This window comes from Amycolatopsis sp. WAC 04169 (genome assembly GCF_003947535.1).
Classification (GTDB): domain Bacteria; phylum Actinomycetota; class Actinomycetes; order Mycobacteriales; family Pseudonocardiaceae; genus Amycolatopsis; species Amycolatopsis keratiniphila.
In genome coordinates, this window is sequence record NZ_QHJI01000001.1 from 705764 (window position 1) to 732534 (window position 26771).

Below are 26771 nucleotides of genomic sequence, written 5' to 3' on the forward strand. Positions count from 1 at the left end.
AAAGGACCGTTCCTAGCGTCTACGGGGGGAGCGCTCAGCCCAGGCTGTTAGTCGCGAAGGTGTCGCACCGCGCCGGCTCGCCGGTCTGGAAGCCGGTGGTGAACCACTTCTTCCGCTGCGCCGAGGTCCCGTGGCTGAACTTCGACTCGTCGACCCGGCCCCCGCCGAGCTTCGACTGGATGTAGTCGTCTCCGATCCGCGCGGCGGTGTCCAGCGCGGAATTGACGTCCTCCTGGCTGACCTCGGTGATCAGCGGCCGCCCGCTCTCGGTCGGGGTGGTGGTGGCGTGATTCGCCCAGACGCCGGCGTAGCAGTCGGCCTGCAGTTCGAGCCGCACCGAACCCGACGTCGGCCCGCTCCCGGTGCCCTTCTTGGACACTCCGGTGAGGTTCTGCACGTGGTGCCCGTATTCGTGGGCCAGCACGTACGCCTCCGCGAACGGCCCGCCCTGCGCGCCGAACCGGGTGCGGAGTTCGTTGAAGAAGCCGAGATCGATGTAGACCTCGGAGTCGCCGGGGCAGTAGAACGGCCCGACGTCGGAGGTCGCGCTGCCGCAGGCCGTGTTCACGCCGCCGTTGAAGAAGTTGGTGACGGCCTTGCGATAGGTCGACCCGGACCGCTGGAACTCCTGTCCCCAGTAGTCCTGGATCGAGTTGATGATGGCGACGATCGCGCAGTCGTGGTTCCGGTTCGCGTCCGCGCCGGTCTTGCACTCCTGTGCCAGCGACGTGTTGTCCATCTGCTGCCCGGTGCCCAAGCCGCCGAGCCCGCTCGACGACGGATTCAGGCTCACGCCGCCGAATTGGGAGAAGAGGAAGTAGATGACCAGGCCGACCACACTGAGCCCGCCGCCGCCGAGTGCCACCCGGCCGCCGATCCCGCCGCCACCGCCGCGCAGGTCCTCGACCTCGGAGGTGTCCAGGCCCGCGCCTTCGTCGAATCGCACGGGGAAAGCGTAGCCGGAAGACTCCGGATACGCCTGGGTGCGGCCGCGAGGGGCGGCCGCACCCAGGACTACCGAGGTTGTCTTGTTCCGATCGCCGGTCGGCCGCGATCACCGGGCCGGCGTCCTGGCGCTGCCGAGGCGGTCGAAGAGGCCGCTAACCCGAAACAGGCCGGAGTGACGCCGAATGCGCCAGAATTGTCGAGCGCATCCGAGATGCCCGCGCTCGTCGCTGTTCACAGTCGCGACCGACCCGGTCCGTTCCGTTCCGGTCGCGGGGACACAGCAGGCGGTCAACCGCGAGAATCACCCGCCATACCACCACCTTGACCCTTCCCGGCTGGGAGCAGGTCCGGCGACCCTTCCACGGGTTCGCCCGGTACTTGCCCGACCATCCGCTGACAAGCAGAATGCGCCTTTTCGCGCCGAGTCTCAACCTTTTCGTAACCCTCCTTCGGGCGAATGTTCCACCGGATTTTTCAGGTGCCGAAAAGTGACCGGTGGGTATGCGCCTTGTGCGATCAACGCTCTACTCTGCGTGGATGGCGGTGGAGCAGAAGGAAGTGCGCTGGCTGTCCGAGTCCGAGATGGTCGCCTGGCGCTCGTACATCGTCGCCACCATGCGGCTGCGGCAACGCCTCCATCGCGAGCTCTCCGAGCGCCACGACGTCACCCTCGCCGACTACGAGGTCATGGTCTGCCTTTCGCTCCAGCCCGACCGGCGGATGCGGATGACGGAGCTGGCGAGCATGCTCGGCTCGACCAAGAGCAGGCTTTCGCACCAGATGGTCCGGCTGGAGGCGGAGGGCCTTATCCGCCGCACACGCGACCCGGCCGACAAGCGCGGTGTCGTCGCGGAGATGACCGAGAGCGGTGCGGAGCTGCTGGAGGGCGCGGCGCCGACGCATGTCGAGGGGGTCCGGGAGCATCTGATCGACCTGCTGAGCCCAGAGGAGCAGCGAGTGCTCGGGAAGGCTTTCGGGCGCGTGCTGGAGCACCTGTCGGAGATCGACGGCCTGCCGCGCCTGCCGCCGATCACTTCCTGAGCCGCGCGGCCTGACGCGTCAGGTGGGCACGCTCGGCCGGGTCGGCCGCCTGGCCGGCGGCCTCGTCGTACAGCCGCGCCGCCGTCGCCGGATCGCCGTCGCGCTCGTGGAGGTACGCCGCCACCGCCGCGTACCTCGGCAGTGAAGCGTCCAGTTCCGCGAGCGCGGCCAGCCCCGCGCGCGGCCCGTCCGCCTCACCGACGGCGACCGCGCGATTGAGCCGGACGACCGGGCTGCCGGTCAGCCGCGTGAGTTCGTCGTACCACTCGACGATCTGCACCCAGTCGGTCTCCGCCGCGGTCGGCGCGTCGGCGTGGAGCGCCGCGATGGCGGCCTGCGCCTGGAACTCGCCCAGCTTGTCGCGGGCCAGCGCGGCCTGCAGGATCTCGACGCCCTCGGCGATCAGGCGTGTGTCCCAGGCACCGCGGTCCTGTTCGGCGAGTGGCACCAGTTCGCCGTCGGCCGACGTCCGCGCGGCGCGGCGGGCGTGGTGGAGCAGCATGAGGGCGAGCAGCCCGGCGACCTCGGGATGGTCGATCGAGCCGAAGAGCCGCCGGGTGAGCCGGATGGCTTCGGCGGCGAGGTCGACGTCGCCCGAGTAGCCCTCGTTGAACACGAGATAGAGCACGCGGAGCACGGTGGCGACGTCGCCCGCCTGGTCGAAACGCACTCCCGAGACGGTGCGCTTGGCGCGGCTGATGCGCTGCGCCATGGTCGCTTCGGGCACCAGGTACGCCTGGGCGATCTGGCGGGTGGTGAGCCCGCCGACGGCGCGCAGGGTGAGCGCGACCGCCGAAGACGGCGTCAGTGACGGGTGGGCGCACAGGAAGTAGAGCTGCAGCGTGTCGTCGACCGCGGGAGCGGGCCCGGGAGCCGGCTCTTCGTCGACGAGGTCTTCGCGACGTCGGCGGGCGGCGTCGGACCGTGCCATGCCGAGGAACTTGCGCCACGCGACGGTGACGAGCCAGCCCTTCGGGTCCTTCGGCCGGTCGCCGGGCCAGACGCGGACGGCCTCGATCAGCGCCTCCTGGACGGCGTCCTCGGCCGACGCGAAGTCGGCGCCGCGGCGGACCAGGATCCCGAGGACGTTCGGTGTGAGGCTCCGGAGCAGGGCCTCGTCCGGTTCGGTGGTCACTCCGTGCCGACGAGCGGCTCACCCAGCACCGGGCGCAGTTCGAGCCATTCGTGGATCGGCTTCCCGCCCGCTCCCGGGGCGGCCGACAGCTCACCCGCGAGTTCGAGCGCCCGCTCGTAGCTGTCGACGTCGATGATCATGAACCCGGCGATGAGGTCCTTGGTCTCGGCGAAGGGACCGTCGGTGACCGGAGGCTTGCCCTCGCCGCCGTACCGGACGAAGGTGCCTTCGGGCGCGAGAGCCTGCTCTCCGACGAATTCGCCGGTCTCCACGAGGCGGGTCGCGAAGTCCCGCATGTAGTCGATATGCGCCGTGATCTCCTCCGGCGCCCATTGCTCCATCGGGATGTCGTTCACCGCTGCCGGAGCGCCGCGGTAGTGCTTGAGCAGCAGGTACTTGGGCATGGCCGAAGGGTAGCGGCAGACTGCCGGTCCTTCTGCCTGGCGCGGCCATACATCCGATCTCTAGCGTCGTCAGGGCGTTCCTCCATCGCGAAAGGAAGAGCCCTTGTCCAAGGCGAAACGGCGATCCGCCTGCCTGCTTGTGACCATCGGTCTCATCTGTGGCCTGCTCACCGGAGAAGCGGGCGCCTCCGATGTGGCCCCGGCCCCGCTCGCTCCAGCCGTCGCCCAAGCGCTGATCGCCGCGAACCCGGTGGTCTGCGAGGGCGACGGGGTTTCCGGCAAACGTGTCGAGCTGGTCTACGTCCGCGAGGCCGGTCAGCCGGACCGGTACGCGACCGTGGTGCCGTCCCTGCGCGCGTACGCGTCCGGGATCGACGATTCGTTCAACGACAGCGCCGCGGCGACCGGCGGCAGCAGACATCTCCGTTACGTGACGACGGCCGGCGCGGGATGCCAGGTCGCCGTCGCGAATCTCGTGGTGCCCGACGGCACGTATCTTTCCGGCGCCATCCGCGACCGCGCCATCCAGGCCGGTTTCTACAACGCGGACCGCGACTACATGCTGTTCTCCGACAACCCGCACACCTGCGCGGGCACCTGGGGCGACAGCGACGACCAGCCCGGTCCGGCCAACGCCTTCAACAACGGCAGGCATTACACGGAGATCGCCGTCCCCTGCTGGGGGGTCAACGCCGCCGCCCACGAACTGGGCCACATGCTCGGCGCGGTCCTGCCGGGTGCGCCGCACTACCAGGGCGGCGGGCACTGCTCCCAGGAATGGGACCTGATGTGTTACGGCGACACCCAGTCCTTCGACTGCACGGAACGCGACTTCGACCGGCTGCTGGACTGCGGGAACGACGACTACTTCAGCACGAACCCCACCCCGGGCAGCTGGCTCGCGACGCATTGGAACGTCGCGAACAGCGCCTTCCTGATCAAGAAGGACACCCCGGACAACGACGACGGCCACGCCCGCGGCGGGAAGACCTACGTCATCACCGGTGCGAGCGGAAACGCCATCGACGTCGTGGGCTCGTCGACCGGCGGGCTGGCCAACCTCAGCCATCGCTCGCGGACCGATTCCCCGAGCCAGAAGTGGATCCTGGGGTACAACACCGGCCTTCAGCTGGTCAACGCCAACAGCCAGCTGTGCGCCGACAGCGCCCAGAGCGGGACGGCGCCGGGAACGCCGATCCTGCAGTACAACTGCAACGGCCAGAACGGCATGCGGTGGGCGTTCCAGCCGCTCGGCAACGGCAAGGTGGCGATCTTCAACTACCTGACGGGATTCGCGATCACCGACGGCGGCGCGTACCCGGCGCCCCTGGTCCAGCAGCCCTACACCGGGGCGGCCAACCAGCAGTGGACCCTGAACCCCGTCGCCGATCCCGGTCCGCAGGCGGGCAAGAAGTACTACTTGACCGTCGCCACCAACGGCAACAGCGCGGCGGTCGTCGACGGCTCGTCGTCGGCAGGCGCGAAGATCACCCATGTGGCCAGGCAGAACGACAACGGCCAGAAATGGCGGCTCACCGACGTCGGCGGCGGGTACTGGAGGATCTCCAACGAGCGGAGCGGTCAGTGTCTGCGGCCGGTCTCCGGCAGCACCGCGGAGGGCGCGCAGTTCGAACAAACGCACTGCGGCTCGGCCGTCAACCAGCAGTGGAAGCTGTTGCGGAGCGCCGACATGCGCTACGGGCTGGTGAACAGGGCGAGCAACCTGGCGGTGCGGCAGATCAACAACGGCACGGCTTCGCTGCTGGAGCAGCGGCCGTTCCAGGGCGGCCGTAGTGACGAGACCGTCTGGGCACTGGTGCCAGCGTGACGCGAAGCGCCCCAGGTCGGTCGGCCTGGGGCGCTTTCGTTTTCAGGACTGGCGGTAGCGGTGGGATTCGAACCCACGGAGGACAGAGCCCTCGCATGTTTTCAAGACATGTTCCTTCGGCCGCTCGGACACGCTACCGCTGTCGAGGGTATCCGACGGGGCTTTGCCGGAACGCTTCGGATCTAGTCGAAGTCCCAGTCGGTCAGGATGCCCACGAAGATGAAACCCGCCAAGAGCAGCAGGATGATGGCGACGCCGAGGTAGCCGATGATGATCGCCGCGAGCGCCATCCCCTGGCCGCCCGCTTCCCCGCGTTTGGCCTTGGAATGCGCGATATGCCCCATGATGACGCCGGCGATCGACGGCAGCCCGCTGCACGCGACGAGGCTCGCGATCGACACGACCAGCGCCGCGATCGCCAGACCCTGTTCCTGCGGCGGCATCGCCGGGCCGTATCCGTAACCCGGCTGCTGGTACGGCTGCCCGTACGGAGGTTGCTGGCCGTAGGGCTGCTGCTGACCGTAGGGGTCTTGCGGGTATGTCACCCGCTAACCGTAACCGGCGACGCTCAGGATGCCTGGCTCTTCGCGGCCTTCGCCGCGATTCGGGCCTGGACCTCGGGACGGCGCAGCGGCGGCACCGTCGTCGGCGGCTGACGGCGCGGGGGCAGCTCGGCCAGCACACGCCGGGTGATCTCGGTGATCTCGGCGACGGCGGCCTCGAACGGCTCGCGGGTGGCGTCGGAAAGGCTCTGCACCCCGGACACCTTGCGGACGTACTGGCGGGCGGCGGCCTCGATCTCGTCCGGCGTCGCCGCCGGTTCCAGGCCTCGTAGCGTGGTGATGTTGCGGCACATGCCCCGATCGTACGTCCGCCCACCGACGTTTCCGAGCGCTCCGATCACACAGTCGGTTAGAAGCTGCGCTGGTTCGTTGACGCCGAAAAACGCGTTTGGGCACCCTCGGCGGAGTGCCCCTCAGACCTCGCTCTCTCCGCCGTGCGCCCGTCGAGCCGATCCCCGAACCGGCCGAACCCTCCCCGATACCGGAACAGGTTTGGCAGCGCGTCCCGATCGACGCCTTGATCGACCTGGTCACCGAGATCTTCACCGCGCACGACCTGCCGTGGTCGCGGGCCAGGATGGCCGCGGAGGCGTTGTGCCACGGCGATCTCACCGGAACGCCGGAGTCCGGCGTCGCCGAACTGACCCGTCTCCATCTGCCGATGCTGGCCAACGGGATGGTGCGGCCGAGGGCCGAACCGCTGATGATCGCCGACCGCGGCGCCGCGGCCCTGATCGACTACCGCCGCGCGCCGGGCCTGTGGGCCGTCGGCGACGCGATGGACCGGGCGGTGTCCCGGGCGGGCCGGTACGGCGTCGGGCTCATGTCGGTACGCGGCGTCGGGCCGTTCGGCCGTGCCGGGCATCATGCCGCGAGGGCGTTGCCGCACACCATGATCGGGCTCGTCATGGCGGCGGGCGGGGAGCGCGGGACGGCCGCGAACCCGCTCGGCATGGCCGCCCCGGCCGGCGCGTACCCCGAATTCGTGCTCGACCTGGACACGCTGGCGGAGGTCGACAGCGCCGCGATCGCCGGTTTCGCCCTGCTGGTGGAGATCTTCGCCGGGGTGCTGTCGGGGGTCGGCGACCACGACCACGACACCGGGCTGATGGTGATGGCCATCGCGCCGACGACGCTGCGCAGCGCCGACGGGTTCTACAAGGCCGCGAGCGCGTTGTTCGGCAGCCTGCTCGGCTGGGAGGGCGGCACCCCGGTCCGCTATCCGGGCTGGCGCGAGGCGCAGTACCTCGAACAGTGCCAGGCGCTGGGTGTCCCGCTCAACGAGCCGGTGCATCGCGAGCTCGAAGAACTCGCGAAGGCGTTGCGCCTGGCGCCGTTGCAGGGCCGCTAGCCCAGGACGACGCGGCCGCCTTCGCCGCCGACCTCCACGACGTCGCCGTTCGTCAGCTGACGGCCGCGCCGGACCTCCACCTCGCCGTTGACCGTGACCTCTTCGGCGTCGAGGAGGTCTTTGGCGTGCGATCCGTCTTCGGCCAGGTTGGCCAGTTTGAGGAACTGGCCGAGGCGGATCGGTTCACCGGTGATCGGGACGTCGTGGATGCTCATGGGGAGATCATCCCCGTGCGTCCATCTTCCGGTACAAGGTGGCGACGTCGGTGTCGAAGTAGCTGCTGTAGGACGTGTCCGGATCGTCCCCGCCGTAGAGGTAGCCGCCGATCACGCCGACGACGGTGCCGAGCTCGGTCTTCGGGTCCGGGTCGACCACCCACGGGCCGCCGCTGGTGCCGGTCGTGAAACCGGGGCACGCGACGCGCATCTGATAGGTGTCGGCCTGGGCGCTGGTGCCGTGGCAGACGACCGGCGCCTCCCGTTCGTCGGGATACCCGGTCAGGGTGATCGAGTGGGCGAATCCGCCGCCGGTCAGCAGGGTGTTGGCGCCCGTGACGCTTTCGAGGGTCTTCGTGGTGCCCGCCTGACGGGCGGTCGCGAAACCGACGTCCAGGTCCGGGTCGGAGGACTCGGCCCAGCCGTCGGGAACCTGCGGATCCGAGACCTCCCAATACCCGTACGGCGCGACACCGTCGTGGTAGCCGGGTGCGAACGAGATCCCCGTCGCGTACTCGCCGCCTTCGCCGTCGTGCAGGCAATGCGCCGCCGTGAGCAGGAGGTCGCCGGGGGCGCTGCGGACGACGCTGGCCGTGCAGAAATGCGTTCCGTCCAGGAAGAGCGCGCCGATCGCGGGATTGGTCCGCGGTGCCTCGGGGGTGGCCGCCACCGTCGCGGCGGGGGCGGCGTCTTCGGTCGCGGCGGGATCCGACGCGGCGGAGCAACCGGACAGAACGACACAGAGCACGAGCAACAGGGCGCGGCGCATCGTCTTCCCTTCGCTCGTCCACGGCTGTCCGGTTACAGATCACCATAAGCGGGGTGCGAACACAGCCCGAATCGATCAACGCACAGCAAGCTCACAGCCGTAGTATGTGTTACCTCCGGTAACAGTCGAGCGGGTTGGGAGCGGGTATGAAGTCGTTCACGGACAAGGTCGTGGTGATCACGGGCGCGGGCTCGGGGATCGGCAAGGCGCTCGCGATCGAGCTGGCGGGGCGGGGCGCCAGGCTGGCGCTCTCCGACGTCGACGTCGTCCGCGCGGCGGGCACCGTCGCGGAGTGCGAGAAGGCGGGCGCGACCGCGAAGGCGTACGAGCTCGACGTCGCCGACCGTGACGCCGTCCTCTCGCACGCCGAGGAGGTCGCCGTCGATTTCGGCGGTGCCAACGTCGTGGTGAACAACGCCGGGGTCGCGCTCGGCGCCACGGTCGAGGAAATGACCTGGGACGACTACGACTGGCTGATGGGGATCAATCTCGGCGGCGTGGTCAACGGCACGAAAGCGTTTCTGCCCCAGGTGATCGCTTCGGGTGACGGGCACATCGTCAACCTTTCGAGTGTGTTCGGCTTCATCGGCGTGCCCACGCAGAGCGCTTACAACGCCGCGAAATTCGCGGTGCGGGGGTTCACCGAGGCGCTGCGGCAGGAAATGCTGATCGCCCGGCATCCGGTCAAGGTCAGCTGCGTGCATCCCGGTGGCATCAAGACGAATATCGCCCGTGACGCGCGGGGCGGCGCCGAGCGGGACATCGACAAAGCCGCCGAGGGATTCGAAAAGATCGCGAGGACGACGCCGGAGAAGGCCGCGCAGACCATTGTCCGCGGTATCGAACGGGGGACGGCGCGGATCCTGATCGGTCCGGACGCGTACGCCATCGACGCGATTCCCCGTGTGCTCGGCTCCTTTTACCAGCGGCCGCTCGCGCTGTTGGGGCGCTTGGGAATGCGGAATCTCTGAGAAAGCGGAAGCCACTGAACGGAGTAACCCTCCGTGGTCCGGACGGCTCGGGATAACTCGATCGGGGTGCGTTACTTACGGCGGCGTCGGAAATGCACCACAATGCTCAAGTTCGTGATTCCCCTTCCGGAGGTCCCCATGCCGCGCGCCGCCCAGCGCCGTACGCCGACCGATGCCGCGCTCTCCGTCGAGACGGCGGAGTTGCTGGACCGGACCGGGATCATCGCGGCGAGCCTGCCGAAACGGCGGCGCAGCCCGGAGAACGAACCCGAGCCCGAGCCGATGCCGGTGCGGCCGCCGGTCTGCGAACCGGTGGTGGACAAGGATCTCCGCCCCAAGGCCGTCGTCATCCACCGCCGCGCCCGGTCCTGGCTGGTCGGCGGGGCGGGGGTGGCGCTGCTCGCGATCGGCTGGTTCGCCGGCACCTTCACCTTCCAGCCGGTCGACGACACCGCCTTGCCCGAGCAGCCGCTGCCCGCCGTGGGGACCCAGCAGGCGGCCCCGCCGGTCGCGCAGCCGCCCGCGCCGCAGGCCGCCCCGGTGACCGTCTACGTCCCGGTCACCGTGAAGCAGCAAGCGCCCGCGACGAAGAAGAAGCCCGCCAGGGAACGGGTCGTCGCCCTGCCGCCCGCCGAGACCAGGCCGCCGGAGCAGCCGCGCTCCGACCTCGGCTCGCGCGACAAGCCCACGCAGGACATCCGGAGCATGATGGACCCCGTCGTGGCGAGTTCCCTGGCGATGCAGATGGCGCAGGGAATGGTGAGCTACGGCTACGGCCGCTGACCCGTCAGCGCGGCGGCCAGCGCCGAACCCTCGCCGGGATCCCCGTGCACGAGTTCGGTCCGGTGCACCACCCGCGGCGAGGACAGGGAAAGCGCGCTCACGCCGGTGATGACGTCCGCCGGGAGCAGCGCCAGTCCCTGGCCGGCGGCGACCAGGCCGAGCAGACCGCGGACGTCGGTGCCGGTGTAGCGCAGCCTGCCGCGGAATCCGTCGGTCGAGGCGAACTTTCTCAAGCGTTCCAAGGGAATCGCCGTGTCCGGCGCGTCGATCCAGCCCGCGTCGGCGAGTTCGGCGATCCGGACCGCCCGCCCCGCCATCGGATGCCCGTCGGGCACCGCGACCGCCAGCGGGCGTTCGCCGACGACGGTGGTGGTGAGCGGGCCGACGTCCGGCAGCGGGAGCGGATCGCTCGGCGCGGTCATGCCGTCGACGAGGCCGAGGTCGAGCGAGCCCGTCGCGACCTCCGGCAGGACGTCTTCACGGCCCAAGACGCGTAGTTCCGTGCCGCGACGCGCGGCGGCGGCGACTTCGGCGGTGAGCGACAGCGGGGTGAGCCCGAGGACGACCCTCCCGGTGGGCGCCGCGGTGAGCCGGGCGAGGTCCGCGCGGGCGGCGTCGAGCCGGGTCAGCAGCGGACCGGCGTGTTCGAGGAGACGTTCCCCGGCCCGCGTCGGGGCGACGGGCCGCCGGGTGAGCAGCGCGGTGCCGAGGTCCTGTTCGAGCGCGGCGATGTGCTGGGAGATCGCGGATTGCGTGTAGCCAAGGTCGTGAGCCGCTCGCGAGAACGAGCCGCCGCGGGCCACCGCCACGAAGGTGCGGAGCAGATGGGTCTCCATGAGCATCAGTATCGCTTATGGACACAGCAAGGATCATCGTTGGCGCTGAACTCGGTTCGCGGGTCAGGATGACCGCATGACACAGACAGCCCGGGTCGCCGTGGTCGGCGACCGCTCGGACGGCGTCCGCTCCCACGTCCGCATCCCGATGCTCTTCGAACGGCTCGCCGAACGCGACGGCCTCGAACTCGACGCCTACTGGATCCCGACCGACGCCGCCGGGGACCTCACCGGTTTCGACGCCGTCTGGCTGGTTCCCGGCAGCCCCTACCGATCCGAAACCGGTGCGGTGGAAACCGTGCGCGCCGCTCGCGAGAACGGCATCCCGTTCCTCGGCACCTGCGCCGGCTTCCAGCACGCGCTGCTGGAATTCGCGCGGAACGTCTGCGGTCTCGGCGGAATCGGGCACGCGGAGAACGCGCCGGACGCGGAAGAGCGGTTGATCGTCCCGCTCGCGTGCTCGCTCGTCGGCCACGAAGGCGCCGTCCACATCACGCCGGACAGCCTGGCGGCTCGGGTGCTCGGAGCGGCACGTTCCGTCGAGCGATACCACTGTTCGTACGGTCTCGACGCCCGGCATCTGGACACCTTGGCGGCGAACGGGGTGGTCTTCAGTGGATTCGACGACGACGGCGACGCGCGGATCGCGGAACTGCCGGAGCACCCGTTCTTCCTGGCGACGCTGTTCCAGCCGGAACTCGCCGGCGACGGAACCCGGCCGCATCCGATCGTCCGGGCCTTCGCGCTGGCCGCGGTGGAGCACGCGAAACTGTCGGTCCACAGTGGACACTGACGGCCGTCGTGGGCCGGATGGACGCTGACACTGCGGAAGTGATCGACTACCGTGAGCCAAGGGGAGGGGCTCATGGAGAAGGGGGATTCCGCTCGGGGCACCGCGTTCAAGGCCGCTTTCGCGGTCGGCGAGTTCCGTGCGTTGTGGGCGGCGGAGGCGCTTTCGCAGGCCGGTGACCAGCTGGCCAGGGTAGCGTTGACGGTGCTGGTCTGGGAAAGAACGGCGTCGGCCGGGCTGACCGGGCTCACCTACGGCCTGACGTATCTGCCGACCCTGATCGGCGGCACCCTGTTCGCCGGATTGGCGGACCGGTATTCGCGGCGGACGGTGATGATCGTCTGCGACCTGCTGCGCGCGGCGATCGCGGCGCTGATGGCCGTCCCGGGGATACCGCTGCCGGTCCTGGCCGGGCTGCTGGTGATCCTGACGATGGCGGGCGGCCCGTTCCGGGCGGCGCAGCTCGCGTTGCTCCCGGACGTCCTCGAAGGCGACCGGTACGTCGCCGGGCTCGCCGTCCGGACGATCACCATCCAAACGGCACAGCTGGCCGGATTCGGCGGTGGCGGACTGGTGATCGGGCTCGTGACGCCCTACTGGGGACTGGTGATCGACGCGGTGACCTTTGTGGTCTCGGCGCTGCTCGTCTCCGCCGGGGTGCGCCGACGAGGGCCCGCCGCCACGGAATCTTCGGTGAAAAGCCGTGTGGCGCGGGCTTTCAGTGGCGAAGGTGCCAGGGAACTGTGGCAGGGCAAGGGAATCCGGGTGCTCTTCGGGTTGAAGATGCTCGCCGGGTTCGCCATCGCGCCGGAGGGGCTCGCGGCACCGCTCGCCGTCGGGCTCGGGGCGGGCAGTTTCGCGGTCGGTCTTATTCTCGCGGCCGATCCGATCGGTTCGGTAATAGGTTCGTGGATCTTCACGAAATGGGTTCCGGCGCGACGGAAAACGCGAATCGTCGGCATTCTCGCCATCGCATCCGTCGTTCCTTTGGTCTTTGTCTTCTTTCGCCCGTCATTGCCCGTCTGTCTCGTGCTGATCGGGCTCAGCGGGGCCTTCGCGGCGCCGTACCACCTGCAGGCCGTCGCGTTGATGGCCCGCGCGGTGCCGGACGGCGTCCGGGCGCAGGTGATGGGCCTGACCTCGACGAGTTTGGTGACCGTGCAAGGAATCGGGATCATGCTCGCGGGCGTTCTCGCCCAGTTGACCGGTCCGTTCGTGGCCGTCGGGGTGGCCGCGACGGTGGCCGTCGTCTCGGCGGGACCGATGGCGATGGCGTGGAAACGGGCCATCGCCACCGGCCCCGATGTCTGGCTCCCGGCCGGGAGCCGAACCGGCTGAATTGGTGGGATCAGTCCTCGCGACCGTTCATGATGGTCCTCCCTCCCACTGCTCCATCTGTGTGTTCCGGAATTGACTCGAGCCACCCTCAGTACTACCTCGGATACATTGAAATGTGTACGGAAGGGGGACCGGTGACGATGATTATGGGGGATACGGAACTCGCCGGAGAAGGGGCCGGTACACGTCTGAGAGCCAGGGTCCGACGCTGGGAATTATGGTCCGGACCACGCGGTGTTCCCGCGGTTTTTCTTGTGGTGGAAGGCCTCGCGGCGGCAGTCGCCGTAATCGCCTTGCTCCGATCGAACTACGAGACTACGGAATTCGTCCGATTTGGATCACTGCTCGGCCTCGCTGTGCTGCAGGCCGAGCTTTCGCGTTCGGTGGAACGGTTGCGGCGCACGCTGTGCGACCGGCCGCATATCAACATGACTTCGGTGTGGACGTTCGCGGGGGTGCTCGTCCTGCCGTCCGGGCTCGCGCTCGCCCTCGGTTTGCTCATCTACCTGCATCTTTGGTTCCGGGTGTGGCGGGGGATGAGTCACCGTCCGGCCTACCGCGTCGTGTACTGCGCGGCGGCGATCGTGATCTCCTGTCTCGCCGCGGGAGCCATCGTCGCGGGGTGGAACGGACTGCCCGTCGGGTTCGCCGGCTCGCTGAAGATCGTCGAGGCGGCGGCCGTGTTCACCGTGGCCAACGCGTTCATCGTGGCGCTCTCGGTCTACCTGCACACCGGGGCCAGATCGCTGCGGGCGCTGTTCGGCACGGGCGACGACAACCTGCTGGAAGTCACCACCCTGGTGCTCGGGACCTCGACCGCGCTGGGCATCGTGCACGCGCCGGCGCTCGTCCCGTTCGTGCTGCTCCCGGTGCTGGTGCTGCACCGCAGCGTGCTGGTGCGGCAGCTGGAGATCGCGGCGAACATCGACGGCAAGACCGGCGTCCTGAACGCGCACGCGTGGCACGCGCTGAGCGAACGGGAGCTCTCGTCGGCCGCGAGGGCGAAGAGCAAACTCGGCGTGCTGATGCTCGACCTCGACCATTTCAAGCAGGTCAACGACGTCTACGGGCATCTCGCGGGCGACGTCGTGCTCAAGGTCGTCGCGAAGACGATCTCCGAGCACGTACGCGACTACGACTCCGTCGGCCGCTTCGGCGGTGAGGAGTTCGTCGTGCTGCTTCCCGGCGCGACGGAGACCGAGGTGCTCCCCGTGGCCGAGCGGGTCCGCCGGGCGGTGATGGCGATCGAGGTCGAGGTCGCGACCGCTTCGGGGCCTCGGGTCGTGCGAGGGCTTTCGGTGTCGATCGGCGCCGCGGTGTACCCGTCGGGCGGCACCGTGCTGGAACGGCTCCTGCACGTCGCCGACTCCGCGCTCTACCAGGCGAAGAACAGCGGGCGGAACCGCGTCGTCGCCCTCGCCGCCGCCTGACGACCCGCGTTTCGTCCTCTGGATGCGGTAGTTGCACACGCAAGGACCGCATCCAGAGGACGAAACGCGTCAGTCGACGTCCATCGCGTCCGGGTCCTTCTTGCCGTAATCCAGGTCGCCCCAGCCGCCCTCGCCGGTCTGGTACTTCGCCCGGTCGGCCGCGCTCGGCTCCGGGTAGTTGTCGTGGATCCGATCGACTTCCTGCTCGTAGGTCTCGCGGTTCTGCCGCTTCATCTCCTCGGGCCAGTCACCGTCCCGGATGGTGTCCCGGGTCATGTGCAGTTCCTTGACGTCGTGACTGGACAGCGGCGGCGTGGTCGCGGTCGTCCCGGGACCGGTCGAGTAGGTGAGGCCCTTACCGCTGGCGTGCGCGTCGTCGATCATCTTGTGGTACGAGTCGTCCGCGATCTTGCCGTCGAGGGTGCCGTCGGTGTTCTTGAACCCGTCCCGGAACGCGTAGTCGAGCTGGTTGAGCTGGATCGCGGTGTTCGCGTCGCCGCCTTCCAGCGCGTTGCGCTCGGAGTCGCGGTAGTCCTGGCTGTTCTTGAAGCCGCTCGGCTTCGCCGAACCTTCGGTCAGGTCCTGGTCGCCCTTGTTACCGGTGCCGATATGCGACGAGTGCGCGGGTTTGGCCTCCTGATACGCCCAAGCGTGGTTCTCCAGGTCCTTTTGCTCGTGACTCGAACCCCGTGCGCCGCCACTGCCCCGGCCGATCGCCTCGTAAGGGACCGGGTGCTCGGACTCGTGGGAATCCCCGGAGACCTTCTCCCGGCCGTCGGCCTTGAGTTCGTTGTCGTACTTCTCCGTGAGCCGGTTCTGCTCACGCTTCTTCGCGCCGTGCGTGCCGTCGAGGTAGTTCTGCGGCGGGCGCCGCGGCTTCTTCGGACCCGGCGCCGGTTTCGGCTTGGTGACCCGGTTGCCCGGCGATTTCGTCTTGCCGCCGCCCCCGCGGGTCCCTTTGCCGCAGGTTCCCGTCTTGGGTTTCGTGGGCGCCAGGCCGAGCGGGTCGATCAGGTCCGTCGGGTTGCCGACGTAGGCCAGTGAGTCCGACGCCGGTTCGAGGCCGAGCGGGTCGTGCGAGAGGTATCGCCCGGTCGCCGGGTCGTAGTAGCGCTTGAAGTTGTAGTGCAGCCCGGTTTCCGGGTCGTGGTACTGGCCGGGGAAGCGCAACGGCGTGTACGCCCGCCCCGGCGGCGAAAGCACCTTGCCCCACAACGAGGTGTGCAGATGCCAGGCGATCTCGCCCGACTCGTCGAGCAGTTCGCTCGGCGAGCCGACGAGATCGGTGACGATGGCGTGGAACCGGGCGTCCTGTCCGGGGATCCGCTCGATCTGCGTGATCGGCCGTTCCGTGCCCGGCTCCAGATCCCAGACCACGGCGGTGCCGCCGCGGATCTCCTCGGCGAGGTTCGAGCCGTCCCAGATGAAGTCGATCTGTTCGAGGATCCGGCCGTGGACGTCGAGGTGCTGCTTGGCGATCCGCCGTCCGAGCGCGTCGTAGTGGTAGAGCCAGCGTTCGCCGTCCGGGGTGACGACGCCGGTCAGGCGGTCGTCGGAGTTCCACTGATAGGTCCAGGCTCGGCCGGGTTCCCGGCGCGCGATCGTGCGGCCTTCGGTGTCGTGCAGGTACGACGTCGATCCGGCGCCGGTCATCAGGGTGCCCTGGTAGCGCCGCGGTCCGACGGCCGGATCCGCGCCCGGCCAGCCGGCCTGCGTGAGCGCGCCCGCGAGGTTGTAGCCGTAGCTCTCCCGCCAGCCCCGGCCGAGGACGTCGACCACGCGGCCCGCCCGGTCGACCCGCAGCGACCTCGGCCCGGACACCGAATCCGAGATCGACGAGACGAGCCCGTCCCGCAGGTAGCCGTACTCGCGGTGCTGCACCACACCCCGGCCGGTGGACACGGTCTGGGAGGTCAGCCGGTCGGCGGCGTCCCAGCCCTGGCGCAGTTCGACCGGCGTGCCCTCCAGCCGCCGCGACACCTCCCGGCCCGCCGGGTCGTACTCGAACCGCAGGGTGCGCCCGGCGGTCCGCAGCGCGACGGGACGGCTCGCCGCGTCGTAGGCGAAGAACGACTCGGCGCCCGACGGCGTGCGCCGCGCGACGCGACGGCCGATGGCGTCGTACTCCGAGCGGACGGCCCGGCCGTTGAGCGCTTCCGAGACGATCCGGCCCAGCGCGTCGTAGGCGATGGTGACTTCGGAATGCGCGTTGCGGGCCGAGGTCATCCGGTCGGCGCCGTCGTAGGTGAACGTCGCGACGTCGTCGCCCGCCCGGCGCCCGACGACGCGGCCCAGCGCGTCGCGTTCGATGACGACCGTCTGGCCGAGACTGTTGGTGCGCGACACCAGTTGCCCGGCGGCGTCGTAGCCGTAGCGGGTGGTGCGGCCGTTGAAATCGGTCTCGCGCACCAGGTTCCCGGCCGCGTCGTGGTCGTAGCGCCAGACGAGACCGTGTTCGTTGGTGACCGACACGAGCCGCAGCTCGGTGTCGTACACATAGGACAGTCGATCGCCGTCCGGGCCGATTTCGGCGGTGGGCAGGTCGAATTGCGAGTACTCGGTGCGCACCGCGTTCCCGCGGGCGTCCACGGCTTCGTCCGCCGAGCCCGCCGTGGTGCGATTCCAGCGCCACACGGAGCCGTCCGGGTCGATCTGCTCGGAGATCTCGCCGAAGCCGTCCCATTTCGTCCGGGTGACGCCGCCGAGCGGATCGGTCACCGAGGTGGTCTGCCCGAACTCGTCGTAGGTGTACCGGGTGACCGCCCCGAGCGGGTCGGTGACCGCGACCGGCAGGCCCGCCGCGTTCGACTCGATCAGGGTGACCCCGCCGAGCGCGTCGGTCACGACCGCGACGTTGCCCGCGTCGTCGTAGCCGTAGGTGGTGGCGGCGCCGGTCGGATCCGTGGCCCGCACGAGCTTCCCGCGCTCGTCGTACTCGCGGCGCCAGACGGCGCCGTCCGGTCCGGTCCGGCTGGTCCAGCGGCCGGGCGCGGAGTACTCGGCGAGTGCGCGGCCGCCGTCGGGCTGCAGCACGGTGACGACGTTCCCGTCGTCGTCCATCTCCCACCGCGTGGTGCGGCCCAAGGCGTCGGTGCGGCTGAGCAGCTTGCCGAAGCGGTCGATCTCGTACCGCGTGGTGTTGCCCAGTGGATCGGTCTCCGCGACGATCCGGTGCAGTTCGTCGAGCTGATAGCGGGTGACGTGGCCGAGCGAGTTAGTGACCGAGGTGACCAGGTTTTCCCGGTCGTACTCGATGTCGACGTCGAGGAAGCCGCCGGTGCCCTGCGCCCGCACGACGCGGCCCGCGGAGTCGAAGCCGTATCCGTACCAGCGCCCGTCGACGTCCTCCCAGCGCACGATCCTGCCTTCGGCGTCATAGGTGAACCGCAGGGGCTGCCCGGCGACGTCGGCGATCTCGACCAGCCGGCGTCGCTCGTCGTACCGGTAGCTCCGCAGCGCGGTTTCCGCTCCCGGCAGCCGAAGGGCGGTGACGAGGCCGTCCTTCGACTCGACGAGCAGGCGGTAACCCGCGGAATGCTCCAGCTCGCGGGGGACGCCGTTGTCGTCGTAGTGCACCGAGATCCGGTGACCGTCACCGTCCACGATCGCCCGCAGGGGAAGGGAATCCCCGGGGCCGGAGAAGAGCAGCATCCCGTCGGGAGTGGTCACCGCGTAGCCGTCGTCCACTTTGGACAGCGGCAGCCGTTGCCCGAATTCCGGAAGGACGGGGCCGGAAACCGGGACGGGGTAGGACAGAAGCGTCCCGTCGGCGAGCGCGAGGTGCAGGCCGTCGTCCTCGACCTCGATTCGCTGGTCCACAGTGGACGCCCAAGACGTGCCGAAGAACCGGCCGAGGCGGTACGACGAGAGGTGCGTCCGCGAAACGGTCAGCGGCAGGACGCCGGCGAACACGACGTCGTCCTGCGTCAGCATCATCGAGCCGGTCGCGACGTCGATCGGGTCGCCACAGCCGCCGCGGTCCTTGGGCGGAACGCGGTCTCCCGGGGTGGTTTCGTTGTCCTTGATCCGGTTGTTCGTCTCGGGTTTCGGGGCACCGCGGTCCTTGGGCGGCGGAGGTGGCGAGCCGGACGGCGTGGTCGATCCGTCCGGGGTCTCGTTCTTCGGCGGCGGAGGCGGATCCGATTTCACCGGCGGCGGATCGGTCTTGCCTGGCCCCGCGCCGGACGGTGAGGTACCCCCGCCGTCGGGGCTGCTCTTGGGCGTCGTGCCTTCGTCCAGCTTGTTCGGCTTCGGCGCGGGCGCGCCCTTGCCCGGCTGGAGCTTCTTCAGCGCCTTGGCCGCGCTGTCGAACAGGTCGTCCGCCCGCTTCAGCAGCGGCATCAGCGCCTGAAGCGCCTTGACGGTCTTCTTCGTCAGGTTCGCGATCTTGCTGGCGGTCTTCGCGACCGCGTTGACCACCTGCGGGACCACCCAGGTCAGCCCGATCCCGAGGGTGAACAGCACCTGGAGCGCCCAGCTGATCAGATGCCCGATCAGCTCGGCGATGATGTCGCGCACCAGCGCGCGGACGGCGGCGACGACCTCGCCCGCCGTCTTCACGCCGCTGGAAGCGCCCTCGCAGCCCGCCTTGGCCGACTCCAGCAGGGTGACCGTGTCCTTGGCCTGGGCACGGTAGGCGTCGGCCGAGTTCCCGGTCCAGCTCTGCAGGTCGGCGGAGACCATCCCGGCGAGATCCGCGCCGACGTCACCGAGTTCGGTCGCGATGTTCATCCAGGTCTCGGCGTTCGCCGCGATCTCGTCGGCGTTGCCGGTGAGCGCGTCGAGCGCCTCCTTGAGCGGGCCGACGTGTTCCATCAGCCAGCCGACGCCGTTCGCGAGGATCGCGCCGAAGGGGTCCATCGCCATCGACAGCGCGTCGAGCGCGGTCCCGACGGCGCCCAGCGCCACCGAGGCCCAATCGCCGCTTTCGATGGCCGATTTCAGTTCGAACGCCGACTCCAGCAGTGACGAGCCGGTGTACGCCTTCGTCGAATCCTTTACCTCGGCGACAAGCGGGTTACCCACGACGACCTTCCTCGTGATTCAGGGGACGAGGAGCTCACCAGGGTGAGTTCTCCTCGTCGTCCGGCGCTTCGTGACGCTTCTCGCGAGGCGCCTGCGGCGGAGGCGGCGTGTCGGCGGACGACGCCGGGGGAGCGGGCGGCGGAGACGGCGGCTCTTCCTCCTCGATCTCCGGGAAGCGGCTGCGCAGGGTGCCGATCATCAGCGCCCTGGTCTCCTGGTCCTCGTCGCCGAGCGATTCCTGCATGACCTCGGCGACCTGGCCCGCGATCCCGGCCTGCGCCTGGTGCATCGTCTTCAGGATCGCCCGCGACAGTTCCTCCAGCGGGTACGTCCTGGCCTTGTTCCCGAACTCGATGTCCGTCACGCCGCCGTCCGCGCCGACGGTGATCTTCACGGCGCCGTCGGCACTGGACGCGGACAGCCGGAGCTGCTCGGTCCGCTCCTGGGCGGCCGCGTACCGCTGGGCCTTCTCTTCCAGCCCCGCCGCCCATCGATCCATTTTGCGCTGGGCCTCGTCCGGGTCCAGCATGAGCTCGCCGAGCTCGTTCGCGCCGGTCACTTCTTACCTCCGATGTCCAAAGCGGCGAAGTCCGCTTTGAACGGTTCCGCGTTGGTCTTGTCGCCGTCCACATAGGACTTGGCCGCGGTGCGGACGTTGTCGGCGGTCGCCTGGATGCCTTCCGAGGCCGCCTTGATCGTCTCCGCCGCGCGTTCACCGGCCGGGTTGACGATCGGCGGCAGGAACGCGCACAGCAGGCCGTACGCGTCCGCCGACATCGCCGAACCGGTCGCGGAGTGCGCGGTGTTCAGCCGGTCCACGAGCCCGTCGAGATGGCTCGCGTGCGCGGTCAGGTCGTCCGGATCGACCTCGAACGAAGCCGTCACTTCCAGTCCTTGTTCTTCCAGTCGCCGATCACCGGCGGCGCCACGACCTCGTCGGCGGCGAAGAACGACGGGTCGTCGGATTCGACGTAGTCGGCGACCTTGTGCTCCTTGTCGTCCTGGCCCTGACCCCGGCCGGCGGCGGGGGCCATCCCGCCCATCGGGCCCATGCCGCCGGGCGTACCCGGCTTGCCACCGGAGCCCGCCGCACGGGCCGCGGCCGCTTCGGCGTCCATCGCGCCCGCGCCGACGGCGCCGCCCATGCCGAGCGAGCCGGACGCCCGTCCGGCACCGCCGAGACCGCCGCCGCCCGCGCCACCGGCACCGGTACCGCCGCCACCGAAGCCGCTGGTCCCGCCGGTACCGCCACCGCCGGGGATGTTCGGCATGCCACCGAGCTTGGGCGGGTTGTACGGCGTGCCCTTGTAGGAGTTGCCGTCGGGGAACGAGGGGCCGGTGAGCCGCTCGCCGATGCCACCGGGCCGCGGGATCGGCGGGATGTTCGGCATGACCGGCCTCGGCCCGCCGCTGTTGGGCCCGCCGCTGTTGGGTCCGTTCGGGATGGGGATGTTCGGGGGCGTGAACGGAAGACCGCCGCCGGGCCGCGGTCCGCCGCTCTCCGGGATCGGGATGTTCGGCGGGGTGAACGACGGCGGCGAAACGGATGGGGGCGTGTAGCCCGTGGTGCTCGTGCCGTCGTCGAACTTGGGCAGGTTCGGGAGGTGGGGACCCGTCGAGGCGGCGGGCTTGTACGTCTCGCCGCCGGTCGGCCCGTTCGGGATGTTGATGTTGGGCATGGCCGGGCTGGAGCCGGGGCCGCCGCTACCGGGGCCACCGCTGCCGGGAACACCGCCACCGGGGAAGCCGCCGGGACCGCCGCCCGGGCCACCACCGGGGCCACCGCCCGGCCCGCCGTTGGGCGAGCTGAACGGCGACACACCGCCGGGCCCGCTGGTCCCGCCCTGCGGTGTCCCGTCCATCGAAGCGACGAGGCTGTCCGGACGCGTCCGGTCCGTGGTCGCGCTGAAGGGAGTGCCGTCGGCGCCTTCGGGCGACATCCGGTCGCGAAGCGTGCCGGCGGGCGAACCCGCGCCACCGCCGGCGGGACTGCCCTGCAGCTGCCTGGTCGCCGTCGCCAGCTTCGGCGGGGCGGGGAACGCCGGGGTGGCGATCGCCGAGCCGACCGTGGTGTCGAAGTCGGTCATCACCTTCGCGGCCTGGTCCCGCGCGTCCTGCTGCTTCTTGAAGGTGGAGAGGTCCTTCCCGAGCTGCGCCATGTACACGTACGGGTCGGTGATCTTCTGCAGGTTGGCGTTGGCCTCCTGCACGTTGAACGCCACCGGCGGGTTCGCCGCCATCTGCTTCTGCGTCTCGTTGAGCGTCTGCGAGTGGATCTGCTGCTGCCGTCCGGCCAGCGTCGCGCCGTTCGCGGTCGAGCCGAGCCATTTGCCGACACCGGCGAGGTGCTCGCGGGCCGCGTCGCCGCCCTCGCCCTCCCAGTTGGCCGTGCTCGCGCTGATCGCCTTCGCCAGGTTGCGCTGATGCGAGGCCAGGTCGTTGCCCGCCCGGATCCACTCCTCGGAGGTTTCGGCCACCGCGGCCGGATCCCCGTTGTCCGCGATCGCGGTCTGCATCTGTTCGTGGGTGGCGTTCGCCCAGATCGTGGACGGCGGCTCGCCGGGTTTGCGGATGTCCAGGTTCTTGTCGAGACCCTCGCGCGCCTTCTCCAGCTGCCCCTCGTACATCTTCTGCGTGAAGATGTCCTTGAAGCCGTTGAGCGCCTTGTCGCCCCAGCCGAGGATGTTGAAGAGAAGGTCCGTCCCGGCCGAGGCCCCGGCCCGGATCTCGTCGCCGGAGGCGGCCTCGTCCGCCAGCGGCCCGACGTAGTAGTCGGACGACGAGTCGGCCGTGGGGTCGTAGTTCGGGTCGAGCTTGTCGTAATCGGGCGAGTTCGGGTCGGAGACCTTCGCCGTCTTCTCCTCGGATTCGGTCACGGGTCTCTCCTTCAGATCTCGGTGTCGATCCGCTTCAGGTCGCGCTGGTTCTCCGCGTCGCGTTCCCGGTAGTTCCGCTGGGCGAGTTCGATCGCCTCGATGTAGGTGGGGAACTCGGCGCGAGCGGCCTGGAGCTGGGTGAGCAGCCCTTGCGCGTCCGTCGCGGTGCCATGCATGTGCTCGGACACCCAGCGGGCGGTCGCGGTGGAGCTCATCGGCGGCGACTTCTGCAGCTTGGTCAGCGCGCTCCAGCGCTCTTCGAGGCTGTCGATCACACCCTGGAGTGAACGGATCATCTCCTGGCCGGTGGTCTCGTCGACGGCGAAACCGCCCTGCTTGGCCATCTCCTTCAGCCGCGCACTCGCGAACGCCACCTTGCGCGCCGCCATCAACGGCTGCAGTTCTTGTGCTTCCTCGGTCAACGGAGGGTCCTCTCGCCGGATTCAGGAAGGGTCAGTAGATGTCCGCGATGGCGTCCCGGATCGAATTCGCCACGCCCGACTGACTCGCCGGTTCGTAGTGCCCGATCACGGCGCCGGAGGCCTCGTCGGTCTCGGTCCGGATCAGGTACCGGCCGTCTTCGGTGTCGAGCCAGCTCAACGGCGTGGACCGGAGCCGTTCGCCGCGGCGGCCGATCCCGCTCACGATGATGTATCCGCCACCGAGGCGGGTCCCGGACAGCACCTTCTCCAAGACCTCGACGTCGCTCTCGTCGTTGCGCGGCGCCGCGGCTTCCGGCCGGGCGCGGACGACGCCGGTGAACTGGAGGTTGCCGAACGCGTCGGTCTCTTCCTCGTCGAACTCGGCTTCGGCCTGGCGGCGCGCGGCCATCGCGGAGACGGCGCGCTCCTCCTTCTGCACGAGCGTGCGGCGGCCGGTCGACGCGGGGCGCATCCGCGGCAGCACCCCGGAGAGGACCTCGACCAGCTCCTCGTCGTCGAAGAGCGCGAACTGCAGGAGGTCTTCGCCGTGGGCCTGCGTGATGCCGAGCGCCTGCCTGCCGTCGGTGAGCGCGAGGACGGCGATGTCCTGGCCGATGCCGTCGATACCGTTGATCGAAACGGTGATCCGGTGGTTCCCGAGCAGCTCGAACGCGGTGCGGACGGCCTTGTTCAGCTCGCCGTTGATCGACAGGCGGCGCTGTTCGAGATCGGTATAGACCTTCCGGACGATCGCGGCGTAGCGCTCCGGATCGATCGAAGTGTTCTGGACGCGCAACGGAAACAAGCGGGCGTCGACGCCAAGCGCCCGCCCGACCACTGTCGCCTCGACCGTCCCCAGCGCGAAATCGGCTCGCTCAGCCATGCTTCTGCGCTACTCCCTCACGGGGGCGGGCCCCGACTTTGTTAATGGCCAAAACAAACTAGCACAGCGCATGAACCTACGGAACCATACGTACACGGCTGAACACGATGGAATGGATCACCGTGCCCGATCGGGCACTTTTCTTGCCCCTAAAGGAATAACGGCCGTTCACCGGCACGTCACCGGTCGGCCGCCGCGGGGGCGTACGTCGTCATCCGGCGGGCCACGTCGGTCCGCGAACGGGCGCCGAGTTTCCGCAGGACCTTGGCCACGTGCTGTTCGACCGTACGCGGCGAAAGGAACAATCCGTCCGCAATCTCGCGATTCGTACGCCCGTCGGAAAGCATGCGCGCGACCTCGAGTTCGCGGGGCGAAAGCTCCTGACCGTAGCCGCGCCGCCCGCGCTGCGAAGGTGCCCACGCGCCGTGTTCCCGCAGCAGGTGGCGGCAGCGGCCGGCGTCCCTGGTCGCGCCGAGCCGCTCGTAGGCCTCCGCGGCCGCCGCGAGTTCCTCGATCGCCTTGCGGTCACCCGCGGTGAGACGGCCGGCGTCGAGCCGTCCGGCGGTCAGACGGCACAGCGCCGCCCGTTCGCGGGCGCCGATGGCCTGATAGGGCATCGGCAGGGCTTCGTAACCGGCCGCGGCCTCGTCGAAAACCGTTGCCGCGGCGGGATGTTTGCCGCGCGCGTCGAGCAGGATCGCCCGGCCGGCGAGCAGCGCGACCCGGGAGACCGGCGAATCCTTGCCGTCGACGCCGCGGGCGAATTCCTCGACCACGGCGTCCGCCTCCGACCAGCGCCCGGCCCGCGTGTAGGCCTCGGCCGCGGCGGGGACCAGCGCCGCCGCCCACACCCAGACACCCTTGCGCCGGGCCGCCGCGACGGCGTTGTCGGCCACCGCGCACGCCCCGTCGACGTCGTCCGTCGCGAGGAGCACCCGGATCAGGACACCCGCCGCCGAAAGGACCACCGGGATGGGCCCGTGTTCCGGGGCGTGCACGCTCGCCGCGGCCAGATGTCGTTGCGCGGCGGCGAATTCCCCGCGCACGGCGGCCAGCCCGCCGAGGACGAGCGAGCATTCCATGACGATCGGGCCCAGATCGGGATAGCCGTCGCGGAGCTGTTCGGTGGCCTCCGCGAGCCCGGACCAGTCACCGCGCACCCAGTCGAGCCGGACCCTGGTGCCCTGCGCGAGGCCGGCGGCGTAGAGCGCGCCGGCGTCGGTCGCGCGGCGGATCCCCTCCGTGACCAGCTTTTCCGCCCTGGTCAGATGCCCGGCCCAGGACTGCGCGTCGGCGAGGTTGCACCACAGCCGGGCCAGCTGGACCCGTTCGGCCACCCCGCCACCCTGGTCGGCCAGTTCGGTGAACTCGGTCCAGGCCGAGCCGTCGCCGATATGCGCCTGGGTGGAGATCCGGTCGCCGAGCACGGCGAGCCGCAGCTCCGGGTCTTCGATCCGGTCGAAGACCTCGCGGGCCCGGTCCATCCAGACCTCGTGCCAGGACAGCGGGGTCAGCCCGTCGATGGGCTGGGCGAGCAGGTTGATCCCGCGCGCGGCCAGCTCCGGCTCGTCGACCAGTTCGGTGATCGCCTTCTCCACCTCGACCCGGCCGCGGCCGAGCCGTCCGATCGTGCGGACCAGCAGCATCCCGAGGCTGAGCCGGATCGTCCCGCGCACGCTCGGGCGCAGGTCGGTGAGGTCTTCGAGGATCCGCTCCAGTGTCTCGATGACGTCCGGGCGGAACCCGCGCAGCGCGACCTGGCTGAGCTTCGTGGCCAGCCGGGCGATGTCGTCCTCGCCGAGCCCGGCCTCGGCCAGCACGGACTGGAGCAGGTCGATGGCGCGCGAGGTGTCGCCGTGGGCGATGGCCTCGTCGGCGGCGGCTTCGGCGTAGTGGCGCCATTGCCCGGTCCGGCCCGCCGCGCGCGAATGGTTCGCCAGCAGGGTCAGCGGCGGGGCGGGCTGCTCGGAGAGCACCTTGATGGCGCGCGAATGCAGCAGAGTCCGTTCCGGACCGCTGATCGTGTCGTAGACGGCCTTGCGGGCCAAGGGATGCCGGAAGCCGTAGCGGTCGCCGCCGAGTTCGCCGAGCACCCCGCCGTCCAAAGTGGACAAGAGGGCGGTGCGGAGGGCGTCGCCGTCGAGGCAGGCGAGTTCGCCGATCACCCCCGGTTCGGAGGGGACGGCGAGCACCGCCGCCGCGCGGGCGAGCCGGACGGCGGGTTCGGGCAGCGCGTCGAGCCGTTCGGTGATGGCCTCACGCAGGGAGATCGGGACTTCGAGGCTTTCCAGCAGGCGGTCGCCCAGCACTTCGCCGATCGGCAGCCGCCCCGCCGCGTCCCGCAGCGCCCGCAGGGTCTCCTCGACCACGAACGGGATCCCGGCGGTGCTTTCGTGCAGCTTCGCGGTGAACGGCGCGGAAACCCTCGGCAGGTCCAGCAGTTCCTCCGCGAGCTTCCCGACGGCGTCGAGGTCGAGCGGGCCCAGCGTCACGCGGGCGGTCTGGACGTTCGGCGGGGTGCGGAACGGGATGCCGGCACCGTGCCCGGAGGGCGAACCGGTCCGGTAGGCCGCGACGACGGCCAGCTCGGCGGGCATCGCGGCAGCGAGGAAACGCAGGAGGTCACGGGTGCCTTCGTCAGCCCACTGGAGGTCGTCGATCAGGACGAGGGTGGGCCCGCAGGCGATCAGGAGTTCGCGGACGGCGCGGAACTGACGGTGGCGTTCGGCGCACGGGTCGGCGAGCGGTTCCGGTTGGGGTGGAAGGCTTTCGGCCAGTTCGGGCAGCAAGGGTCTCAGCACCCCGGCGACCGGGCTGAGCGGCCCGAGCGGCCGGTCGCCCGCCGAGCGCAGCGCTTCGAGCACCGGCCCGAACGGGAACGGCTCGCGCATCGGCTGGCAGGCGCCCGAAAGCACCCGGGCGGACGCGAACTCGCGACGTCCGGCCAGCTCTTCGAGCAGCCTGCTGCGGCCCATCCCGGGTTCGCCTTCGATCAGCACGGCGGCGGGACGGCGCAGCAGGATCTTCACGATCGCCGAGACCTCGACGTCGCGGCCCACTAGTGCCGTCGATCCGGCGCGGACCGAAACCGAGGTCGGGCGAGGGGTGGCAAGCCACATCATGCGCTCCTCGGTGTGGAGTTCCCGCTGAGCCCGACACGATC

Annotated in this window: 23 protein-coding genes and 1 tRNA gene; 8 read left to right on the plus strand and 16 right to left on the minus strand. The window is 69.9% G+C overall.

Going from position 1 to position 26771, the window contains the following annotated elements:
• Positions 1-34: 34 nt before the first annotated feature.
• The gene (locus tag DMC61_RS03395) at positions 35-946 is read right to left on the minus strand and encodes a neutral zinc metallopeptidase (protein ID WP_125686706.1); all 912 of its coding nucleotides are present in this window, start codon (positions 944-946) and stop codon (positions 35-37) included.
• 539 nt (positions 947-1485) lie between these two features.
• On the opposite strand from DMC61_RS03395, the gene DMC61_RS03400 reads away from it, so the two are divergent.
• Complete coding sequence (locus DMC61_RS03400; RefSeq protein WP_199749878.1) at positions 1486-1989, plus strand: MarR family winged helix-turn-helix transcriptional regulator; 504 nt, start codon at positions 1486-1488, stop codon at positions 1987-1989.
• On the opposite strand, the gene DMC61_RS03405 is transcribed toward DMC61_RS03400, so the two are convergent.
• On the minus strand, positions 1979-3124 hold the full coding sequence (locus DMC61_RS03405) for an RNA polymerase sigma factor (protein ID WP_125686708.1): 1146 nt from the start codon (positions 3122-3124) through the stop codon (positions 1979-1981). The genes DMC61_RS03400 and DMC61_RS03405 overlap by 11 nt on opposite strands.
• Entirely contained in the window at positions 3121-3528 is a 408-nt protein-coding gene (locus tag DMC61_RS03410; protein WP_125686711.1) for a YciI family protein, read from the minus strand. The genes DMC61_RS03405 and DMC61_RS03410 overlap by 4 nt, the downstream gene beginning before the upstream one ends.
• Positions 3529-3631: 103 nt before the next feature.
• Between DMC61_RS03410 and DMC61_RS03415 the strand changes: the two genes are divergently transcribed.
• Positions 3632-5356 carry an RICIN domain-containing protein gene (locus DMC61_RS03415; protein ID WP_125686713.1) on the plus strand — a complete coding sequence of 575 codons (1725 nt, stop codon included), beginning with the start codon at positions 3632-3634 and terminating at the stop codon, positions 5354-5356.
• Positions 5357-5405: 49 nt separating this feature from the next.
• Here the strand turns inward: DMC61_RS03415 and DMC61_RS03420 are convergent.
• From DMC61_RS03420 to DMC61_RS03430, 3 genes are all read right to left on the minus strand, one after another.
• Positions 5406-5494: transfer RNA gene (locus DMC61_RS03420), tRNA-Ser, on the minus strand.
• A gap of 44 nt (positions 5495-5538) precedes the next feature.
• Positions 5539-5901, minus strand: coding sequence for a DUF4190 domain-containing protein (locus tag DMC61_RS03425; protein ID WP_043847845.1), 363 nt, complete (start codon positions 5899-5901; stop codon positions 5539-5541).
• A 23-nt stretch (positions 5902-5924) separates the two neighbouring features.
• A complete protein-coding gene (locus DMC61_RS03430; protein ID WP_016330718.1) occupies positions 5925-6212 on the minus strand; it encodes a DUF2277 domain-containing protein in 288 nt (95 codons plus the stop codon).
• A gap of 113 nt (positions 6213-6325) precedes the next feature.
• On the opposite strand from DMC61_RS03430, the gene DMC61_RS03435 reads away from it, so the two are divergent.
• Complete coding sequence (locus tag DMC61_RS03435; protein WP_123798234.1) at positions 6326-7270, plus strand: Ldh family oxidoreductase; 945 nt, start codon at positions 6326-6328, stop codon at positions 7268-7270.
• Here the strand turns inward: DMC61_RS03435 and DMC61_RS03440 are convergent.
• Entirely contained in the window at positions 7267-7485 is a 219-nt protein-coding gene (locus tag DMC61_RS03440) for an RNA-binding S4 domain-containing protein (protein ID WP_016330720.1), read from the minus strand. The two genes, DMC61_RS03435 and DMC61_RS03440, sit on opposite strands and share 4 nt — an antisense overlap.
• A gap of 7 nt (positions 7486-7492) precedes the next feature.
• Positions 7493-8254 (minus strand): serine protease, encoded by a 762-nt coding sequence (locus DMC61_RS03445; RefSeq protein ID WP_125686715.1) that lies wholly within the window; start codon positions 8252-8254, stop codon positions 7493-7495.
• A 146-nt stretch (positions 8255-8400) separates the two neighbouring features.
• Between DMC61_RS03445 and DMC61_RS03450 the strand changes: the two genes are divergently transcribed.
• Positions 8401-9225: an SDR family oxidoreductase gene (locus tag DMC61_RS03450; RefSeq protein ID WP_125686717.1), complete on the plus strand. Its 825-nt coding sequence runs from the start codon at positions 8401-8403 to the stop codon at positions 9223-9225.
• A gap of 102 nt (positions 9226-9327) precedes the next feature.
• Positions 9328-10008: a hypothetical protein gene (locus DMC61_RS03455; RefSeq protein WP_125686719.1), complete on the plus strand. Its 681-nt coding sequence runs from the start codon at positions 9328-9330 to the stop codon at positions 10006-10008.
• On the opposite strand, the gene DMC61_RS03460 is transcribed toward DMC61_RS03455, so the two are convergent.
• The gene (locus DMC61_RS03460; protein ID WP_233594682.1) at positions 9996-10844 is read right to left on the minus strand and encodes a LysR family transcriptional regulator; all 849 of its coding nucleotides are present in this window, start codon (positions 10842-10844) and stop codon (positions 9996-9998) included. The genes DMC61_RS03455 and DMC61_RS03460 overlap by 13 nt on opposite strands.
• A 76-nt stretch (positions 10845-10920) precedes the next feature.
• Here DMC61_RS03460 and DMC61_RS03465 point away from each other — a divergent pair, with 76 nt between their 5' ends.
• From DMC61_RS03465 to DMC61_RS03475, 3 genes are all read left to right on the plus strand, one after another.
• Positions 10921-11637 (plus strand): hypothetical protein, encoded by a 717-nt coding sequence (locus DMC61_RS03465; protein ID WP_125686724.1) that lies wholly within the window; start codon positions 10921-10923, stop codon positions 11635-11637.
• Between the two features lie 72 nt (positions 11638-11709).
• Entirely contained in the window at positions 11710-12972 is a 1263-nt protein-coding gene (locus tag DMC61_RS03470) for an MFS transporter (RefSeq protein WP_125686726.1), read from the plus strand.
• Positions 12973-13265: 293 nt separating this feature from the next.
• Positions 13266-14402, plus strand: a complete 1137-nt coding sequence (locus tag DMC61_RS03475) for a diguanylate cyclase (RefSeq protein ID WP_233594683.1) — start codon at positions 13266-13268, stop codon at positions 14400-14402.
• A gap of 69 nt (positions 14403-14471) precedes the next feature.
• On the opposite strand, the gene DMC61_RS03480 is transcribed toward DMC61_RS03475, so the two are convergent.
• From DMC61_RS03480 to DMC61_RS03510, 7 genes are all read right to left on the minus strand, one after another.
• The gene (locus DMC61_RS03480; protein ID WP_125686730.1) at positions 14472-19427 is read right to left on the minus strand and encodes an RHS repeat-associated core domain-containing protein; all 4956 of its coding nucleotides are present in this window, start codon (positions 19425-19427) and stop codon (positions 14472-14474) included.
• A 34-nt stretch (positions 19428-19461) separates the two neighbouring features.
• On the minus strand, positions 19462-19986 hold the full coding sequence (locus DMC61_RS03485) for a YbaB/EbfC family nucleoid-associated protein (protein WP_125686732.1): 525 nt from the start codon (positions 19984-19986) through the stop codon (positions 19462-19464).
• A complete protein-coding gene (locus tag DMC61_RS03490; protein ID WP_063277286.1) occupies positions 19983-20312 on the minus strand; it encodes a type VII secretion target in 330 nt (109 codons plus the stop codon). Before DMC61_RS03490 ends, DMC61_RS03485 begins: the two co-directional genes overlap by 4 nt.
• On the minus strand, positions 20309-22303 hold the full coding sequence (locus DMC61_RS03495) for a WXG100 family type VII secretion target (protein WP_125686734.1): 1995 nt from the start codon (positions 22301-22303) through the stop codon (positions 20309-20311). The genes DMC61_RS03490 and DMC61_RS03495 overlap by 4 nt, the downstream gene beginning before the upstream one ends.
• 11 nt (positions 22304-22314) lie before the next feature.
• On the minus strand, positions 22315-22725 hold the full coding sequence (locus DMC61_RS03500) for a hypothetical protein (RefSeq protein ID WP_063277284.1): 411 nt from the start codon (positions 22723-22725) through the stop codon (positions 22315-22317).
• A gap of 31 nt (positions 22726-22756) precedes the next feature.
• Complete coding sequence (locus tag DMC61_RS03505) at positions 22757-23608, minus strand: ESX secretion-associated protein EspG (RefSeq protein WP_125686736.1); 852 nt, start codon at positions 23606-23608, stop codon at positions 22757-22759.
• 179 nt (positions 23609-23787) lie between these two features.
• Positions 23788-26727: an AAA family ATPase gene (locus DMC61_RS03510; protein ID WP_125687120.1), complete on the minus strand. Its 2940-nt coding sequence runs from the start codon at positions 26725-26727 to the stop codon at positions 23788-23790.
• Between the last annotated feature and the right edge of the window lie 44 nt (positions 26728-26771).